15 protein-coding genes are annotated in these 17730 nt (G+C 65.3%); 9 read left to right on the top strand and 6 right to left on the bottom strand.

The annotated features are described in order from the left end of the window. Positions 1-3 precede the first annotated feature (3 nt). From H610_RS0100425 to H610_RS0100410, 4 genes are all read left to right on the top strand, one after another. Positions 4-312: a Dabb family protein gene (locus H610_RS0100425; protein ID WP_028237887.1), complete on the top strand. Its 309-nt coding sequence runs from the start codon at positions 4-6 to the stop codon at positions 310-312. Between the two features lie 458 nt (positions 313-770). Then, complete coding sequence (locus tag H610_RS0100420; RefSeq protein ID WP_028237886.1) at positions 771-1721, top strand: Bug family tripartite tricarboxylate transporter substrate binding protein; 951 nt, start codon at positions 771-773, stop codon at positions 1719-1721. 66 nt (positions 1722-1787) lie between these two features. Beyond that, positions 1788-2264, top strand: coding sequence for a tripartite tricarboxylate transporter TctB family protein (locus H610_RS0100415; RefSeq protein ID WP_028237885.1), 477 nt, complete (start codon positions 1788-1790; stop codon positions 2262-2264). A gap of 13 nt (positions 2265-2277) precedes the next feature. After that, a complete protein-coding gene (locus H610_RS0100410) occupies positions 2278-3777 on the top strand; it encodes a tripartite tricarboxylate transporter permease (protein ID WP_028237884.1) in 1500 nt (499 codons plus the stop codon). Between the two features lie 37 nt (positions 3778-3814). Here H610_RS0100410 and H610_RS0100405 read toward each other — a convergent pair whose 3' ends face one another. Continuing rightward, on the bottom strand, positions 3815-4840 hold the full coding sequence (locus H610_RS0100405; protein ID WP_028237883.1) for a LacI family DNA-binding transcriptional regulator: 1026 nt from the start codon (positions 4838-4840) through the stop codon (positions 3815-3817). A 231-nt stretch (positions 4841-5071) separates the two neighbouring features. On the opposite strand from H610_RS0100405, the gene H610_RS0100400 reads away from it, so the two are divergent. Next, entirely contained in the window at positions 5072-6250 is a 1179-nt protein-coding gene (locus H610_RS0100400) for an L-talarate/galactarate dehydratase (protein WP_028237882.1), read from the top strand. A gap of 400 nt (positions 6251-6650) precedes the next feature. Here the strand turns inward: H610_RS0100400 and H610_RS0100395 are convergent, their stop codons facing one another. From H610_RS0100395 to gorA, 4 genes are all read right to left on the bottom strand, one after another. Next, positions 6651-7292 carry a cupin domain-containing protein gene (locus tag H610_RS0100395; protein WP_028237881.1) on the bottom strand — a complete coding sequence of 214 codons (642 nt, stop codon included), beginning with the start codon at positions 7290-7292 and terminating at the stop codon, positions 6651-6653. A gap of 78 nt (positions 7293-7370) precedes the next feature. Beyond that, positions 7371-7751, bottom strand: a complete 381-nt coding sequence (locus H610_RS0100390) for a VOC family protein (RefSeq protein ID WP_028237880.1) — start codon at positions 7749-7751, stop codon at positions 7371-7373. Then, positions 7748-8377, bottom strand: a complete 630-nt coding sequence (locus H610_RS0100385; protein WP_028237879.1) for a trimeric intracellular cation channel family protein — start codon at positions 8375-8377, stop codon at positions 7748-7750. Before H610_RS0100385 ends, H610_RS0100390 begins: the two co-directional genes overlap by 4 nt. 1 nt (position 8378) lies before the next feature. Next, on the bottom strand, positions 8379-9737 hold the full coding sequence (gorA, locus tag H610_RS0100380; protein ID WP_028237878.1) for a glutathione-disulfide reductase: 1359 nt from the start codon (positions 9735-9737) through the stop codon (positions 8379-8381). Between the two features lie 68 nt (positions 9738-9805). On the opposite strand from gorA, the gene H610_RS0100375 reads away from it, so the two are divergent. After that, positions 9806-10231 carry a VOC family protein gene (locus H610_RS0100375; protein ID WP_028237877.1) on the top strand — a complete coding sequence of 142 codons (426 nt, stop codon included), beginning with the start codon at positions 9806-9808 and terminating at the stop codon, positions 10229-10231. Between the two features lie 46 nt (positions 10232-10277). On the opposite strand, the gene galU is transcribed toward H610_RS0100375, so the two are convergent. Next, positions 10278-11117 carry a UTP--glucose-1-phosphate uridylyltransferase GalU gene (gene galU, locus H610_RS0100370; RefSeq protein ID WP_028237876.1) on the bottom strand — a complete coding sequence of 280 codons (840 nt, stop codon included), beginning with the start codon at positions 11115-11117 and terminating at the stop codon, positions 10278-10280. 688 nt (positions 11118-11805) lie between these two features. Between galU and H610_RS0100365 the strand changes: the two genes are divergently transcribed. The 3 genes from H610_RS0100365 to H610_RS0100355 all read left to right on the top strand — a co-directional run bounded on the left by H610_RS0100365 (position 11806) and on the right by H610_RS0100355 (position 17704). Then, the gene (locus H610_RS0100365; protein WP_028237875.1) at positions 11806-13032 is read left to right on the top strand and encodes an efflux RND transporter periplasmic adaptor subunit; all 1227 of its coding nucleotides are present in this window, start codon (positions 11806-11808) and stop codon (positions 13030-13032) included. Positions 13033-13136: 104 nt separating this feature from the next. Beyond that, positions 13137-16310 carry an efflux RND transporter permease subunit gene (locus tag H610_RS0100360; protein WP_028237874.1) on the top strand — a complete coding sequence of 1058 codons (3174 nt, stop codon included), beginning with the start codon at positions 13137-13139 and terminating at the stop codon, positions 16308-16310. Continuing rightward, complete coding sequence (locus tag H610_RS0100355) at positions 16307-17704, top strand: efflux transporter outer membrane subunit (RefSeq protein ID WP_028237873.1); 1398 nt, start codon at positions 16307-16309, stop codon at positions 17702-17704. Before H610_RS0100360 ends, H610_RS0100355 begins: the two co-directional genes overlap by 4 nt. The last annotated feature ends 26 nt before the right edge of the window (positions 17705-17730 follow it).

Raw genomic sequence — 17730 nt, 5'->3', positions numbered from 1 at the left:
CCGATGATGAAGCACATCGTGATGTTCCGCCGCATTCCGGGCGTAGAGCCCCAGGCGGAACTGGAAGAACGTCTCGTTGAGCGCATGCGCTTGCTTCCGAACTCGATCGATTTCGTCCGGGACTGGCGGGTTTCGGCCAACGAACTGGATCGGCCGATCTGCTGGGATTACATCCTTGAGTCGACGTTCGACGATGCCCAGGCCGTAGCCGAATATTTGCCGCACCCGGCCCATCAGGCGTTGGTGGCAGATCTCAAGCAGTACTTCGAATGGGTGGCCGTCGACTACACGATCAGCAATGCCAGCTCCTAGGCCTGTCCCGTAATGCAACCGCAGGCCTGAATAAAAACAACGACAGAGGCAAACACCATGAACAATGGCAAGTGGCACGCGCTAACCAAGAGCGGTGAACCTTCACCGGCCGCTGCGGCGCTAGCGGCAGAGGTCCGTCATGGATCCGTTTTGGCAAGGCCGGTTATCCAATCCTGATCTTTCACTGACCACAGTCACGTCGGCCCGCTGGCTATGGGACGATCGCCAGGCTCTGCGTCCTGTCCCGTCCCGAGTATGGCCACATGACCCGGAGTGACGCCGGCGCGCCAGGTTACGGCCTGTACGACCACGCCCTGTGAGAACCTACCTGCAAGGACTACGGAGGGACTGGCAACGCTAGACAGGCCCGCGCCAAGCGCCGCCGCAACACGACGTGGCCTGACGGGTTCGCTCGATTCAGGCCGCACTGGACAAACAACTATAAGAGTTCCAATGCCATGAAGAAGATGTTCAAGCACTACCTGGCCGCTGCCTGTGTCGCGGTGGGTGCCTTTGCCACCATCGCTGGCGCCGCGGAGAAGATCGACTATCCCGCCAACACCGTGAGGCTGTTCGTCCCGGCGGCCCCTGGCGCGGGCACCGACGCGATGGCGCGGCTTTACGCGCGTGAATTCGAGGCACTCACCGGCTCGACCGTAGTGGTCGTCAACCAGAGCGGAGGCGGCGGCGTAGTGGCCTTCCAGTCACTGGTGCGTGCCAAACCCGACGGTTCGACGCTGCTGTTCTATCACACGGCGCTGCACGTCGCCCATGTATCCGGCCGCTCGCCCTTCGGCGCCGCGGACATGCGCCCGCTGGCCACGCTGGGCGCACTGAACGAAGCCTACGTGGCGCCGGTTAACGCCCCGTACGACAACCTCAAGGAACTGCTCGACTACGTCAATAAAGAGGGCAACAGCCTGGCTATTGGCATGCAGATGGGCGGCACCACCCAGGTGAAGGCACAGGCCCTGGCCCGACTTGCCGGCAAGGATCGCATTCGCCTGGTCGATGGAGGTTCCGAAGCCCAGCGCACACCGCAGCTGCTGGGGGGCCAGCTGCAACTCGGCATCATGGGCGTCAATTCCGCATTGCAGTACGAAAAGAGCGGCGACGTGAAAATCCTCGGGGTCGCATCCGACAAGCGCGACCCGGCCGCGCCCGAGTGGCCGACCGCCAAGGAGCAGGGGGTCGACCTTGCCCTTCCGCTGGTGTTCGCCCTCTACGCGCCCAAGGGCATGGACCCGGCGCTGGTCGAAAAGCTCGACCGCATGAATACCGCCATCGAGCAAAGCGAAAACTTCCAGAAAGGCATGCGCACCGTCGGCGTGGCGCCGGACTTCCGCACCGCACAGGAGGCCGAGACCTACTTGCTAGCGGAAGAAGCACGGATCAAGAGCCTGCTCTGAGATTGTGAGAAAAATTGGCAGCGCAAGCACCTCCGGGTGCTTGCGGCAATTCGAAGGTACTGACTGATGACACTTCACAACCGCCTGCTCGGCTCGTTCTTCGTACTGCTCGCACTCCCGGTGCTCTGGTCGGCGTGGCACATGCCCGCCGGAGCCATGGGCGATCCAGGCCCAGCGGTGTATCCGGCAACCATCGCCCTGTTGATGATTCCGCTGGGGTTGCTGCTGGCATTCCAGAGAGACAAGCGAACCCAGCCGGCCGCCACACCGCGTGACGAAAAAACGGATACCGGCCATCGTCCGGCCCTGGTGCGCGGCGTCCTGCTGCTGGTGCTCACCGGCCTGTTCATCGGATCGCTCGATTATCTCGGCGTCCTTCTGTCCACCGTGTCGTTCCTCTGGCTGGCCGCCTTGCTGCTGGGCAAACGCTCGGCGCGTGCCGCGCTGATCTACCTGGTGGCGTCCTGCCTGATCGGCGGGCTCGCCTATGTGGTTTTCGTCAAGGTGCTCCACCTGACCTTGCCTTCCGGCCTGTTTTTCTAGGAGGTCCTGCCAGATGCTGGACATCTTCCTCGTCAGCCTTTCCGAGCTGATAACCCCGACCGGCCTGGCGCTGTTGCTGGGCGCCTCGATCATTGGCCTGATCATCGGCACGCTGCCGGGCCTGAACGTGGCCATGGCTGTCGCCATTCTGCTTCCCCTGACCTTCAGCATGGCGCCCGCGCTGGGGCTGTCGGCCCTTGTCGCGGTCTACGTGGGCGGCATGTCGGGCGGCGCGGTCAGCGCGGTCCTGCTGAACATGCCGGGCACCTCGTCGGCGATCGCGACGACCTTCGAAGGGTTCCCCATGTCGCGCAAGGGGCAGGCGGTCAAGGCATTGGCCACCTGTACGCTGGCCTCGTTCGCCGGCGGCCTGATCGGACTGTTCCTACTGGTTGCCTTTGCCCCCATGGCCGCCAGGCTCGCCCTCAAGCTGGGGCCGGCCGAGTACTTCTCGCTATCGCTGATGGCACTGGCGATGGTGACCATCCTGGCGCGAGGTTCGATGGTCAAGGGGTTGCTTGCCTGCCTGCTAGGCATGCTGGGTGGCACGGTCGGCTTTGCGCCGATCGACGGCACCGCACGTTTCACCCTGGGGTCGATGGACCTGATGGCCGGACTCGGGGTCATCCCGGTGATGATTGGACTGTTCGCTATCACGCAAGCCCTGCGCGAGGCCTACGACAACAAGCCGCTGACATCCTCGTTCACTTTCGAAAAGAAGGGGCTCGACGTCACCTGGCGCGAAGTGCAGCAGAACATAGGGAATATCATCCGCTCCTCGCTGATCGGAGTAGGCATTGGCGTCTTGCCGGGCATGGGTGGCACGGCGTCGAACATGATCGCCTATGCCGCGGCGCAGCAGTCGTCGAAGCATCGCGCTGAATTCGGCAAGGGCCATGTGGATGGGCTGTGGGCAACCGAGTCGAGCAACAGCGCCGGAGTAGGGGGGGCGTTACTGCCGCTCATCACGCTCGGCATTCCCGGCGACGGCGTGACGGCCATCATGATCGGCGCCTTCATGATCCATGGCCTGCAACCGGGGCCGCTGCTGTTCACCGAACAGCCCGGCATCGTCACCTCGATTTATGCCGCGCTGCTGATCGCCATCGTCTTCGTCGTCGCATTCCAGTTGCTGACACTGCGTGTGTTCCCGCGCGTGCTGGGCATTCCGAAGCATTATCTGGTGCCCGTCATCGTGGTGCTGTCGGTGTTCGGAGCGTTCGCAGCGGACAACAACATGTTCGACATCTGGGTGATGTTCGGCACAGGCCTGATCGGCATCATCCTGATCAGTGTCGGGCTGCCGGTGGGGCCGCTGATCCTCGGCTTCATTCTGGGGCCGATCGTAGAAACCAACCTGCGTCGCGCCCTCATGCACTCCAACGGGGATGCGACGGTGTTCTTTACCGAGCCGATTTCTCTGGTGTTCATGTTGGCAATCATTGCCTTCGTGCTTTTCGGAGTACTGAAGAACACTTGCAGCGGCTGGTTTGGCCGACTGGCCAGCCGCTGAGTGGTGTAGGGCAGGGCGTGCATGGTCCCGGCAGTCGTCAGGTACTTTCACGCACCAGCAGTTCGAAGCCGACGTCATGCACAAGTGACGTCGGCTTGTCGCCTTCGAGTCGCCGAAGCAGATGGTCGGCGGCCAGTTCACCGATGCGCGCGCTATCGACCCGGACCGTGCTGAGGCGGGGATGGGTGTGCGCGGCAAACTCGAAGTCGCCGAAGCCCAGCACGCCCAGGTCATGTGGCACGCGAAGGCCGCGAGCTTGCGCCTCGGCCAGGACGCCCTGGGCAAGCAGGTCGATGCTGCAGATCACCGCGTCGAGCCTTGGGTCCATCTCCAGTAGGCGAGCCAGCCCCTCGCGCCCATGCCGCATGCCCACCGGTACCGGGACCGCCGCCTGCGCGCCAACCGCGACACCGGCCTCGATCAAGGTCTCAAGGCAGGCGCGTCGTCGCGTTTCGGCCCTCTGATCCTCGCTCCATAGCAGACCAATCCGCTGGTATCCATGGTCGAGCATGTGCCGTGCCATGGCGGCCCCGGCCGCGGCGTGCGAAAAGCCGACCAGCGCCTCGATGGGGTCGGCGTTCAGCTCCCAGGACTCGACGACAGGCAGCCCGCGTGCGAGCAGCCGCTGCCGTGCGGTGGGGGTCGACAGGGGTTTGGTCAGCACCAGTGCATCCGGCCGGCGACTGAGGACGGCATCGATCAATGTGCTTTCCTCCTGGTGCGGCAACTCCGACTGGCATAGCAGCAGTTGGTAGCGCGCCGCAGCAAGACGAGTGCCGAGGTGCGTCATGGTCTCGGTGAAAGCTGGATTGGCCACGCTGGGTACCAGCGCGATGACCAGCCGGCTGCGTTGGGAAACGAGGCCCCCCGCAAGCAGATTGGGCACATATCCGGTACGGGCGATGGCGCTTCGAACGCGTTTGGCGGTGCGCTCGGAGACAAGATGCGGCCGGTTGATGACCCGCGACACGGTGATGGCCGATACCTTGGCGATCCTGGCCACGTCATCCAGCGTGACAGTGCGGCCGGCGGCGTCTGGAATCGGAGGAGGGGTATCGGACATCGGGCATCTCACGCATCGGTTGTTGGCGACGCAGTTTAAAGCTTGAACGCTACGGCGCAGCAGTGCAGGGCAGCAGCCTTCCCACCATGTGGGAAAGACAACGAGTTCCAGTTTGCCTGCCTCCCGCGTGGCTGACTACCATCGATGACAGCGCTGTCATTGTTAGCGCTGTCATTCGGCCAAGGTAGCGTCATGGCTGCCTTGCACACTACAAGAAGACGGGAAGTGCCCATGATCGAAAGCAACGTTTACATCGAACCGAAGATCGCTGCTCTGCAGCCCGGGGAAGCGACTACCGATGCCATCGAGTGGGTCAAGGTGTCCTTGACCTATCTGCCGCTTGCGGCTCCCATCAGCGATGCCAAGGTCCTGACCGGGCGGCAGAAGCCACTGACCGAAATCGCCTTCATCTTCGCCGAAATCCGTACGCGTGAAGGGCATGAAGGCATCGGCTTCGGCTATTCCAAGCGGGCCGGGGGGCCGGGCATGTACGCCCATGCGAAGGAGATAGCGCCGAACCTGCTCGGTGAAGACCCGAACGACATTGCCAAGCTGTTCAACAAGCTGCTCTGGGCGGGGGCATCAATGGGCCGCAGCGGACTCACGACCCAGGCCATCGCACCTTTCGACATCGCGCTCTGGGACCTCAAGGCCAAGCGAGCTGGCCTGCCGCTGGCAAAACTGCTGGGAGCGCATCGTGACTCGGTGCAGTGCTACAACACCTCGGGCGGCTACCTTTCGACACCGCTGGAGAACGTCCTGGACAACGTCGATACGTCACGCGCGAACGGCATCGGTGGGATCAAGATCAAGGTCGGCCAACCCGATACGGCCATTGATTACAAGCGCGTCAAGGCGGTGCGCGAGCGCCTGGGCGAAGGCTTTCCCTTGATGGTCGATGCAAACCAGCAATGGGATCGGGTCACCGCGCAGCGCTTCTGCCGCAAGCTCGAAGAGTTCGACCTGACCTGGATCGAGGAGCCGCTGGATTGCTATGACTTCGAGGGACACGCCGCGCTTTCCGCCTCGCTGGATACCGCCATCGCTACGGGCGAAATGCTCACAAGCTTCGGGGAGCATGCGCAGCTGATCCAGGCGTCCGGGTCCGATTTCATCCAGCCGGATGCACCCCGGGTAGGCGGTATCACGCCATTCCTGCAGATCATGTCCCTTGCCAGCTTCAAGGGACTGAAACTGGCGCCGCACTTCGCCATGGAGATCCATCTTCACTTGGCAGCGGCTTACCCCCAGGAACCTTGGCTGGAGCACTTCGAGTGGCTCGAACCGATGTTCAACGAGCGCCTCGAACTCAGGGACGGTCGCATGTGGATACCGAACCGACCCGGTCTTGGCTTTAGCTTGAGCGAGCAGGCTCTGGCGTGGACCCAGGACACAGTAGAGTTTCGGTAGGGACTCGGATTCGAAAGCGGACCTGACCTCAAGGATGAAGGCGGTCCGCTTGCGTTGATCGCAGGCTCATGAAGCATGGCGGCAGTCCAAACGGCAGGCGCATTGTGACGCGGGCAACGGAGGTATCGGCCCTGTGAAGGGAAAGCCAGCCATGTCCCGGGCCAGATACTTCGCATAATCTATATTATGTTAAATCAGGTATCGTAATGGCAGCCGTATAGGTCGTTGTCCGATGCCCGGCATCCCGCCCGCCTGATGCCTCTGCCGCCTCATCGATGTTCGCTATATGTCGCGACGGATATTTACCCACTGCAGTGGCACCGAAGCGATCGTCGCCACCAGTCCTCAGCAAAGCCCGCCTCACGAACACCTCCAGCTGGTGGGCGTTGGCAAAGGTCTATCAGAACCCTAATGTCGGCGAGGCATCCTTCACCCAGAGGCGCGCGCCCCCGTCGCGGGCCACGGCCTGAAAGGACTCGCCCGCTGGCAGGCGCATCCAGCTCAAAGGCTGGAGTTGGAAGTCTTCCCCGGTGACGCTTCCCTCGAGCAGCAAGATCTCCAGCCCTCTAGGGTTGTTCACGCGCATCGCCGCGCACGGTTTGAGCGCCTCCACCCAGACACGTTCATGCTCATTGACGAACAGCAACTGGCTGTCCCCGGCAGATAGCTGGGCGACTACATGCCTGTCGTCGGCCGGATGAAATTGCCGTAGCCGCACGAAGATCATGCAACCACCGCTCGCGCCCGGAGCGTGTCGGCTGCCAGGGGGATTGCGCACGTAGCTGCCTGCCGGATAGCGACCGTTTTCGTCCTCGAAAACGCCCTCGAGCACCAGGAACTCTTCGCCGCCGGTATGGGTGTGCGGACTGAAATGGCTACCCGGTGCATAGCGCACCAGGCTGGTCGCCCGCGCCTGCTCGCCACCCACGCGATAAAGCGGACGTCTATCGACCCCAGCGAGGGGGCTGGCGATCCATGGCTGGGTTGCGGCGTGCACAATCGCCCGGCGCGACCTGTCATCGTTTAGAAGTTCCGGGATCACTGCGTTGACCTTCTCAAGCGTACCAGTGACAGACGAGTCCACACCCCTGATGCTGCGGCAGTGTGCTCATGGAAGTTTTCAGTCCGGATAGCGGCTCACCTCGATCAGGTTGCCGTCCGGGTCGCGAAAGTAGACCGACTCGATCGGCCCCAGCGCGCCGGTGCGCGCGACCGGGCCTTCTTCGATCTCGACCCCCTGTGAACGCAGATGATCGATGAGTTCATCCATCGTACGCCGGGTGATCAGGCACAGGTCGATGGCGCCGGGCATCGGCGTGCGCGCCTTGGGCTCGAACTCCTTGCCGGCCTGATGCAGGTTGAACTTGTGCGAGCCGAACGCCAGGGCGTGGCGTCCCTCGCCGAAGCTCACCGGCTGCATGCCCAGCACACGCGCGTAGAACGCGAGCGTGCGCGGGATGTCGGCGACGGTGAGCACCAGATGGTCGATGCGTTCGATCATGGTATGTCCCTGTCCAGCAGGTGGAAGCGCGGCAGCCCGAGGTGCCAGCGGATCGCCGCCAGCCGGATCAGCAGCACCACGAGCATCGCCACGCCCGTATCGACCCAGTGCGGCGTGCCCAGCTGGCGCAGGATGACGAACACCAGCGAACCGACCAGGCAGGCCGTGGCATAGATTTCCTTCTGGAAGATCAGCGGGATTTCGTTGCACACCACGTCGCGGATTACGCCGCCGGCGACGCCGGTCATCACGCCCATGATCAGCGCAGTGCTCACCGGCACCTGGTGCTGCAGCGCCACTTCGGTACCGATTACGGTGAACACCGCCAGGCCGAAGGCATCGGAGACCAGCAGCCCGGTTTCGTGGATCGGCCGTGTCACGCGCACCCAGAGTACGGTGCCGACCGCCGCCAGCGTGCAGACGATCAGGTAGGTGTCGTCGCGAATCCAGCTGACCGGGTGGTTGTCGAGAATGAGGTCGCGCAGGGTGCCGCCACCCAGCGCGGTGACGATGGCGATCACCAGCACGCCGAACAGGTCCATGGACTTGCGCCCGGCCATGAGCGCGCCGGTGATGGCGAACACCGCCACGCCGAACAGGTCGGCGATGTAGAAGAGAGTCTCCATGTCAGATCGCCGTGGGGATCCTCATGGTGACGAACTCTTCGGCGGCGGTCGGGTGGATGCCAATGGTCTCGTCGAACACCTGCTTGGTCGCCCCCGCCTTCACCGCCACGGCCAGCCCCTGCATGATCTCGCCGGCATCCGGCCCGACCATGTGGCAGCCGAGCACGCGATCGGTCTCGGCATCGACCACCAGCTTCATCAGGCTGCGTTCGAGGCTCTTGGTGATGGTCAGCTTCATCGGCCGGAAGCGGCTCTCGTAGACCACCACCTTGTGTCCTTCCGCCCTCGCCTGTTGCTCCGTGAGCCCGACGGTGGCCATGTTCGGCAGGCTGAACACGGCGGTCGGAATGTGCGCGTAGTCCACCGGGCGGTACTGCTCCGGCTTGAACAGGCGGCGCGAAACGGCCATGCCTTCGGCCAGCGCCACCGGGGTGAGCTGAACCCGGCCGATCACGTCGCCGATGGCGAGGATCGAGGGCACGGACGTGCGGTAATGCTCGTCGACCTTGATGAAGCCGCGCTCGTCCAGCGCCAGGTCGAGGTTTTCCAGACCCAGGTTGTCCAGCATCGGCCGGCGACCGGTCGCGTAGAAGATGCAGTCAGCCTCCATGACGCGCCCGTCCTCGAGCGTCGCCTTCAGGCTTCCGTCGGCCTGGCGGTCGATGCGGGCGATGTCGGCCTTGAACTGCAGGTCCACGCCCTTCTTGATCAGTTCGTCCTTCAGGTGGTCGCGCAGCGCGTCGTCGAAGCCGCGCAGGAACAGCTCACCGCGGTACAGCAGGCTGGTCTGCGCGCCGCAGCCGTTGAAGATCGAGGCGAACTCGACGGCGATGTAGCCGCCGCCGACCACCAGCACGCGGCGCGGCAGGCATTCGAGATGGAAGGCCTCGTTGGAGGTGATGGCATGTTCGCGCCCGGGGATGTCGGGCACGAACGGCCAGCCGCCGGTGGCGACCAGGATGTGCTCGGCGGTGTAACGCTTGCCCTCGACTTCCACCGTGTGGGCATCGACGATGCGTGCATGGGCCTGCAGCAGGGTCACGCCGTTGTCGACCAGCAGGTTGCGGTAGATGCCGTTCAGCCGCTGGATTTCCCGGTCCTTGTTGGCGATCAGGGTGCTCCAGTCGAAGCTGGCGCCATCGAAGGTCCAGCCATAGCCCTCGGCTTCGCTGAAGTCCTCGGCGTAATGCGCGCCGAAGACCAGGAGTTTCTTCGGCACGCAGCCGACGTTGACGCAGGTGCCGCCCAGGTAGCGGCTTTCGGCGACGGCCACGCGCGCACCGAAGCTGGCGGAAAACCGGGCCGCCCGGACGCCGCCGGAACCGGCGCCGATGACGAACAGGTCGAAGTCGTAGGTCATTGATCGTTGTCTCCAGTAAGGCGCTTAGGATACCGACGTCGGCCGTTCGAATCATAGGAGCGAAGCGCATGTCCCCTACCCTGACCCACCTGGCCCTGCATGTTCCCGACCTCGACGCCTGCATTGCGTTCTACGAGCGCTTCTGCGGCATGCACGTGTTCCACCAGCGCGCCGGCAAGGGCTCGCGCATCGTCTGGATGGCCGAGCCCGGAAAGGAGCGCGAGTTCATCTTCGTGCTGATGCCCGGCGGGCAGGATCGTCATCTCGCCGCCAACGACTACAGCCATTTCGGTTTCGCCCTGCCCAGCCGGGAAGCGGTCGACGCCATCGCCGCACGGGCCCGCAGCGCCGGCTGCCTGATCTGGGAACCGCGCGACGAGCCCTATCCGGTCGGCTATTACTGCGGGCTGCGCGACCCGGCAGGAAACTACGTCGAGTTCAGCTACGGCCAGCCGCTGGGCCCCGGTGCCGAGGACCTGCCCTCGCCCGGCTGAAAAAACGAAGGCCACCCGAAGGTGGCCCTGGTCACGCCGACGGCTCTCAGAAGGCCTGGCCGGTCAGGTAGAAGTTCTCGTAGCAGAAATTGGTCGCCGCGATGTAGCCCTCGGCGCTTCCGCAGTCGAAACGCTGCCCCTTGAACTTGTAGGCCAGCACGCAGCCGTCGCGCGCCTGCTTCATCAGCGCGTCGGTGATCTGGATTTCCCCGCCCTTGCCCGGTTCGGTCTGCTCGATCAGCTCGAAGATATCCGGGGTCAGGATGTAGCGGCCGATGATCGCCAGGTTCGACGGCGCATCTTCCGGCTTGGGCTTCTCGACCATGTGGCTGACGCGGAAAATGTCGTCGCGGATCATTTCGCCGGCGATCACGCCGTACTTGCTGGTCTCTTCCGGCGGCACTTCCTGGATGGCGACGATGGAGCAGCGGAACTGGTTGTACAGCTTGACCATCTGCGCCAGCACGCCGTCCCCTTCCGGGTGGAGACAGAGGTCGTCGGCCAGCACCACGCCGAAGGGCTCGTCGCCGATCAGCGGGCGGCCGCTGAGGATCGCGTGGCCGAGGCCCTTCATTTCCACCTGGCGGGTGTAGGAGAAATTGCATTCGTCGATCAGGCGACGGATACCGACCAGGTACTTCTCCTTGTCGGTGTTGCGAATCTGGTGTTCGAGTTCGTAGCTGATGTCGAAGTGGTCTTCCAGCGAGCGCTTGCCGCGCCCGGTGACGATGGCGATCTGGTTGAGCCCGGCCTGCAGCGCTTCTTCCACCCCGTACTGGATCAGGGGCTTGTTCACCACCGGCAACATTTCCTTGGGCATGGCCTTGGTGGCCGGGAGGAAACGGGTTCCGTATCCAGCCGCTGGGAAAAGGCATTTCTTGATCATGTGAGTCCTTGAATGAAGGGTTCCAATTGATGCATGCGTCCGTTTCGTTAAGTACGGCAGCTGCCCTGCGGTGAGCGAACCGGCGGCAGCCTCAGCCCTCTGAGTGGCCTGGACCGCCAGCCCGGATCGTACCCCTACGACCACCACGGCGTGAATCGGTTCTCGAAATTAAAGGCTTGCCTGCAGCCGGGCCGCTGGTCGGGTGTTGTGACGGCACTTCCCGCACCGAAAGACGGAACCCACGCCCCCATACTGCCGTAGGGTGGGCTTCAGCCCACCATCTCGATAACGTGACCGCGACGGGACGCTCCCTACACGCTCGTGTAAGCATTTTCCTACACGACGCGATGGCAATGAGCCATTCACACTGGCCCAGTGCCTCTACATAATCACCCTCGCATGCTGATGCGCAGGGATCGCAAGGAAGCCAAGCGCAACGACGACGGACAAGGAGTCCGGCAGGGACGGCAAGGACCCGCATGTACAGCCCCGCTTCGGCGGGGCTTCTTTTTTACGGGCCGGCGAACTCGCTTGTCGCCCGTCATATCGCCGCATCGATACCGCCCGCCCGCAGGCATGCCTATCATCACGCCGGCTGATATTCATCTTCGCCCCGTTCGATTCGTTATCGCTCCCCCCGCCGAGCACACTCCGCAGCGTCGCCCAATCCCAGGCATGCGGAGTCCACATGGAATCGTCACTCAAGCCCTTGCGTATTTCTCTCGTCGTTCTTGCCGCCATGGCGCTCGGCGCCTGCGGGCGTGAAGCCGAGCAGGCGCAAAGCGCACCGCCCGCCCCGACCGTCAGTGTCGCCCAGGTCCTCCAGCAGCCGGTGGTGGAATGGGACGAGGTCACCGGCCGCCTGGAAGCGCCGGAAACGGTGGAGATCCGTCCGCGCGTGTCCGGCTACATCGACCGGGTCGCCTTCGAGGAAGGCTCGAGCGTGCGCAAGGGCGACCTGCTGTTCCAGATCGATCCGCGCCCCTTCGAGGCCGAGGTCAAGCGCCTCGAAGCCCAGCTCGCCCAGGCGCGCGCGCAGCAGCGTCGTACCGCCAGCGAAGCCGAACGCGGCGAGCGCCTGCGCGAGCGCAACGCCATCTCCGCCGAGCTGGCCGATGCGCGTATCAGCGCCGCCCAGGAAGCCCGAGCCGCCACCGCGGCGATCGCCGCCCAGCTGGAAGCGGCCCGCCTGAACCTGTCCTTCACCCGCGTCAGCGCGCCCATGGACGGCCAGGTCAGCCGCGCCGAAGTGACCGCCGGCAACCTGGTCAACGCCGGCGAGACGCTGCTCACCAGCCTGGTCTCCACCGACAAGGTCTATGCCTATTTCGAAGCGGACGAGCGCATCTACCTCAAGTACCGGCACCTGGCGCGCCAGGGCAGCCGCGCGCAGGAGACGCCGGTGTACCTCGGCCTGACCGACGAGACCGGGCACCCGCACCTGGGCCGCATGAATTTCGTCGACAACCACGTCGATCCGCGTACCGGCACCATCCGCGGGCGTGCCGTGTTCGACAACCGCGAAGGGCTGTTTACCCCCGGTCTCTATGCGCGGCTGAAGCTGGTCGGCAGTGCGACCTACGAGGGCCTGCTGATCCAGGATTCCGCCGTGGGCACCGACCTGGGCAAGAAGTTCGTCCTCACCCTGAAGGAAGACGGCACGCTGGATTACCGCGCCATCGAACTCGGGCCCAAGCTCGAGGGCCTGCGCATCGTACGCAACGGCCTGCAGCCGGGTGACCGCATCGTGGTCAACGGCCTGCAGCGGGTACGCCCCGGCATGAACGTCGAGGCGCAGACCGTGCCGATGGCCGACGAGGACACCCTCGCCGCCCTCGCCCGCCAGCGCCGCGCCGTCGAGGCCGCCGACACCAACGTCGCCCAGCGCGAGCCCGAGAAGTCCCCGCGCGGCTGAACCAGCGCCTCCCCGCGAGGCACTCCTGCAGCGTTCCCCCTGCCCGCCCTGCGCGGGCAGCGGACGCCTCTTGCCGAGCGTAACCGTAACGAAGGAATGTCCCGATGAACTTTTCCCAGTTCTTCATCCAGCGGCCGATTTTCGCCGCCGTGCTTTCGCTGGTCATCCTGATCGCCGGCGGCATCTCGCTGTTCCAGCTGCCGATCAGCGAGTACCCCGAGGTCGTGCCGCCGACCGTGGTGGTGCGCGCCGAATTCCCCGGCGCCAACCCCAAGGTCATCGGCGAAACCGTCGCCTCGCCGCTCGAGCAGGCCATCACTGGCGTCGAGAACATGCTCTACATGTCCTCGCAGGCGACCTCCGACGGCAAGATGACCCTGACCCTCACCTTCGCCCTCGGCACCGACCTGGACAAGGCGCAGGTGCAGGTGCAGAACCGGGTCACGCGCACCATGCCGACCCTGCCGACCGAGGTGCAGCGCATCGGCGTGACGGTCGACAAGGCCTCGCCCGACCTGACCATGGTGGTGCACCTGACCTCGCCCGACGACCGCTACGACATGCTCTACCTGTCGAACTACGCGACGCTCAACATCAAGGACGAGCTGGCGCGGCTCGAAGGCGTCGGCGACGTGCAACTGTTCGGCCTCGGCGACTATTCGCTGCGCGTCTGGCTGGATCCGAACAAGGTCGCCTCGCGCAACCTGACCGCCACCGACGTGGTCAACGCCATCCGCGAGCAGAACCGCCAGGTCGCCGCCGGCGCGCTCGGCGCACCGCCGGTGGACGGCGGCAACAGCTTCCAGCTGTCGATCAACACCCAGGGCCGGCTGGTCACCGAGGAAGAGTTCGAGAACATCATCGTGCGCGCCGAGGCGGACGGCGCCATCACCCGCCTGCGCGACATCGCCCGCGTCGAACTCGGCTCCAGCCAGTACGCGCTGCGCTCGCTGCTGGACAACAAGCCGGCGGTGGCCATCCCGATCTTCCAGCGCCCGGGCTCCAACGCCATCGAGATTTCCGACCTGGTGCGCGCGCGCATGGCCGAGCTGAAGCAGACCTTCCCGCAGGGGGTGGACTATTCCATCGTCTATGACCCGACGGTGTTCGTGCGCGGTTCGATCGAGGCGGTGGTGCACACCCTGCTGGAAGCCATCGTGCTGGTGGTGCTGGTGGTGATCCTGTTCCTGCAGACCTGGCGCGCCTCGATCATCCCGCTGGCGGCGGTGCCGGTTTCACTGATCGGCACCTTCGCGGTGATGCACATGTTCGGCTTCTCGCTCAACGCGCTGTCGCTGTTCGGCCTGGTGCTGGCGATCGGCATCGTTGTGGACGACGCCATCGTCGTGGTGGAGAACGTCGAACGCCACATCGGCCTTGGCGAGACACCGGTGCAGGCCGCCCGCCAGGCCATGAAGGAGGTCACCGGGCCGATCATCGCCATCGCCCTGGTGCTGTGCGCGGTGTTCGTGCCGACCGCCTTCATTTCCGGTCTGACCGGGCAGTTCTACCAGCAGTTCGCGCTGACCGTGGCGATTTCCACGGTGATCTCCGCGTTCAACTCGCTGACGCTGTCGCCGGCCCTCGCCGCCGTCCTGCTCAAGGGCCACGACGAGCCGAAGGACCGCTTTTCCCGCCTGCTCGACAAGCTCTTCGGCGGCTGGCTGTTCGGCCCCTTCAACCGTGTGTTCGACCGCGCCAGCCACGGCTACGTCGGTGCCGTACGCAGGGTCCTGCGGTTGAGCTCGATCGCCCTGCTGGTTTATGCCGGGCTGCTGGGCCTGACCTACCTGGGCTTCTCCAGCACCCCGACCGGCTTCGTTCCCGGCCAGGACAAGCAGTACCTGGTGGCCTTCGCCCAACTGCCCGACGCGGCGACCCTCGACCGCAGCGAGGACGTCATCCGGCGGATGTCCGACATCGCCATGAAGCACCCCGGCGTGGAAAGCACCGTGGCCTTCCCCGGCCTGTCGATCAACGGCTTCACCAACAGCCCGAACAGCGGCATCGTCTTCGTCACCCTCGACCCGTTCGAGCAGCGCCAGGACCCGTCGCTGTCGGCCAACGCCATCGCCGGCGCCCTGCAGCAGCAGTTCGGCGGCATCCAGGAAGCCTTCATCGCGATCTTCCCGCCGCCCCCGGTCATGGGGCTGGGCACCATCGGCGGCTTCCGCGTGCAGGTCCAGGACCGCGGCAACCTGGGCTACGAGGAGCTGTACGCGCAGACCCAGAACATCATCGCCAAGAGCCAGAACGTGCCGGAGCTGGCCGGGCTGTTCACCAGCTACCAGGTGAACGTGCCGCAGATCGATGCCGCCATCGACCGGGAAAAGGCCAAGACCCACGGCGTGGCCATCGACGACATCTTCGACACCCTGCAGATCTATCTGGGCTCGCTGTACGCCAACGACTTCAACCGTTTCGGCCGCACCTACCAGGTCAACGTCCAGGCTGACCAGCAGTTCCGCCTGGAAGCCGAGCAGATCGGGCAGTTGAAGGTACGCAACAACCGCGGCGAGATGGTCCCGCTGTCGACCTTCGTGAAGATCGGCGACACCGCCGGCCCCGACCGGGTGATGCACTACAACGGCTTCATCACCGCCGAGATCAACGGCGCGCCGGCACCGGGCTACAGCTCCGGCCAGGCCGAGGCAGCGATGGCGCGCCTGCTCGAGGCCGAGCTGCCGAACGGCATGAGCTACGAATGGACCGAGCTGACCTACCAGCAGATCCTCGCCGGCAACACCGCGATTTTCGTCTTCCCGCTCTGCGTGCTGCTGGCCTTCCTGGTGCTCGCCGCGCAGTACGAGAGCTGGAGCCTGCCGCTGGCGGTGATCCTGATCGTGCCGATGACGCTGCTGTCGGCCATCACCGGCGTGATCATCGCCGGCAGCGACAACAACATCTTCACCCAGATCGGCCTGATCGTGCTGGTGGGCCTGGCGTGCAAGAACGCCATCCTCATCGTCGAGTTCGCCAAGGACAAGCAGGAGGAAGGCCTCGACCGCCTCGCCGCGGTGCTGGAAGCCTGCCGCCTGCGGTTGCGGCCGATCCTGATGACCAGCTTCGCCTTCATCATGGGCGTGGTGCCGCTGGTGCTGTCCTCCGGCGCCGGTGCGGAAATGCGCCACGCGATGGGCGTCGCGGTGTTCAGCGGGATGATCGGCGTGACCTTCTTCGGCCTGCTGCTGACCCCGGTGTTCTATGTGCTCATTCGCGCCTTCGTGGAAGGGCGCGAGGCCCGCAAGGCCGTTCGCCTCAAGGAGATCCAAGCATGAAGCCCGTCGTACCCGCCCTGCTCGCCCTCGCCGTCTCCGCCTGCGCGGTCGGGCCGGACTACCGTGCGCCGCAGACCGAGCCGGCGCGCCTGACCCAGGCCGCCGCGGTGGCGCTCGACCGCACCCGCTTCGAGCAGGCCTGGTGGCGCCAGTTCGACGATCCGACGCTGGAACGGCTGGTCGGCACGGCGCTGCAGGACAACCACGAGCTGCGCATCGCCTTCGCCCGCCTGCGCGCGGCCCGGGCACTGCGCGACGACCTGGCCAACGACCGCTTCCCGGTGGTCGGCAGCCGCGCCAGCGCCGAGATCGGCAAGGGGCCGCAGCCGGGCCTCACCGAGCGCCGCGTCAACAGCGAGCGCTACGACCTCGGCCTGGACATGGCCTGGGAACTCGACCTGTTCGGCCGCATCCAGCGCGAAATCGAATCGAGCGAGGCGCGCATTGAGGAGGCCAGCGCGCTACTCGACGACGTCCAGGTCAGCCTGATCGCCGAACTGGTCGACGCCTACGGCCTGCTGCGCGGCGCCCAGCTGCGCGAGCGCATCGCCCGCGCCGACCTGGAGAACCAGCGCGAATCCCGCGCGCTGACCCTCGAACTGCGTGATGCCGGCATCGGCTCCGATCTCGACCTGATGCGCGCCGACGCCCGCCTGGCTGCCACCGAAGCGACCTTGCCACTGCTCGAAGCCGAACAGGTGCGTGCACGCAATCGCATCGCCACGCTGCTGGGCCAGCGTCCGGAGGGGCTGAGCGTGGACCTCTCGCCGCAAGCCCTGCCGGCGATCGCCAAGGCGCTGTCGGTGGGCGATCCGGCCGACCTGCTGCGCCGGCGCCCGGACGTCCGCGCGGCCGAACGCCAGCTCGCCGCGGCGACCGCCGAAGTAGGCGTCGCCACCGCCGACCTGTTCCCGCGCGTGAGCCTGGCCGGCTTCCTCGGCTTCACCGCCGGGCGTGGCTCGCAGATCGGCTCCAGCGCGTCGCGCGCCTGGGGCGTGGCACCGACGCTGTTCTGGCCGGCGTTCGACCTCGGCAGCGTGCGCGCCCGCCTGCGCCAGTCGGAAGCCGGCGCCGACGCCGCGCTGGCCGGCTACGAGCAGCAGGTGCTGATCGCCCTGGAGGAAACCGAAAACGCCTTCAGCGACTACGCCAAGACCCAGCAGCGCCTGCAGGCGCTGATCCGGCAATCGGAAGCCAGCCGCGCCGCCGCCGAACAGGCCAGCATCCGCTACCGCGAAGGTTCGGTGGACTATCTGGTGCTGCTCGACGCGGAGCGCGAACGCCTCGCCGCCGAGGATGCCCAGGCGCAGGCGGAGGTGGCGCTCTACCGCGGCATCGTCGCCATCTACAAGGCCCTGGGCGGCGGCCTGGGTGTCGAGGGCGACGCCGCCTGAGCAGGGGCGGCGGCGCACGCATGCAC

The sequence above is a fragment of the Stutzerimonas azotifigens DSM 17556 genome (assembly GCF_000425625.1).
GTDB classification, from domain to species: Bacteria; Pseudomonadota; Gammaproteobacteria; order Pseudomonadales; family Pseudomonadaceae; genus Stutzerimonas; species Stutzerimonas azotifigens.
The sequence above is the reverse complement of the archived record's forward strand: the minus strand, read 5'-3'. Positions and strand labels throughout refer to the sequence as shown.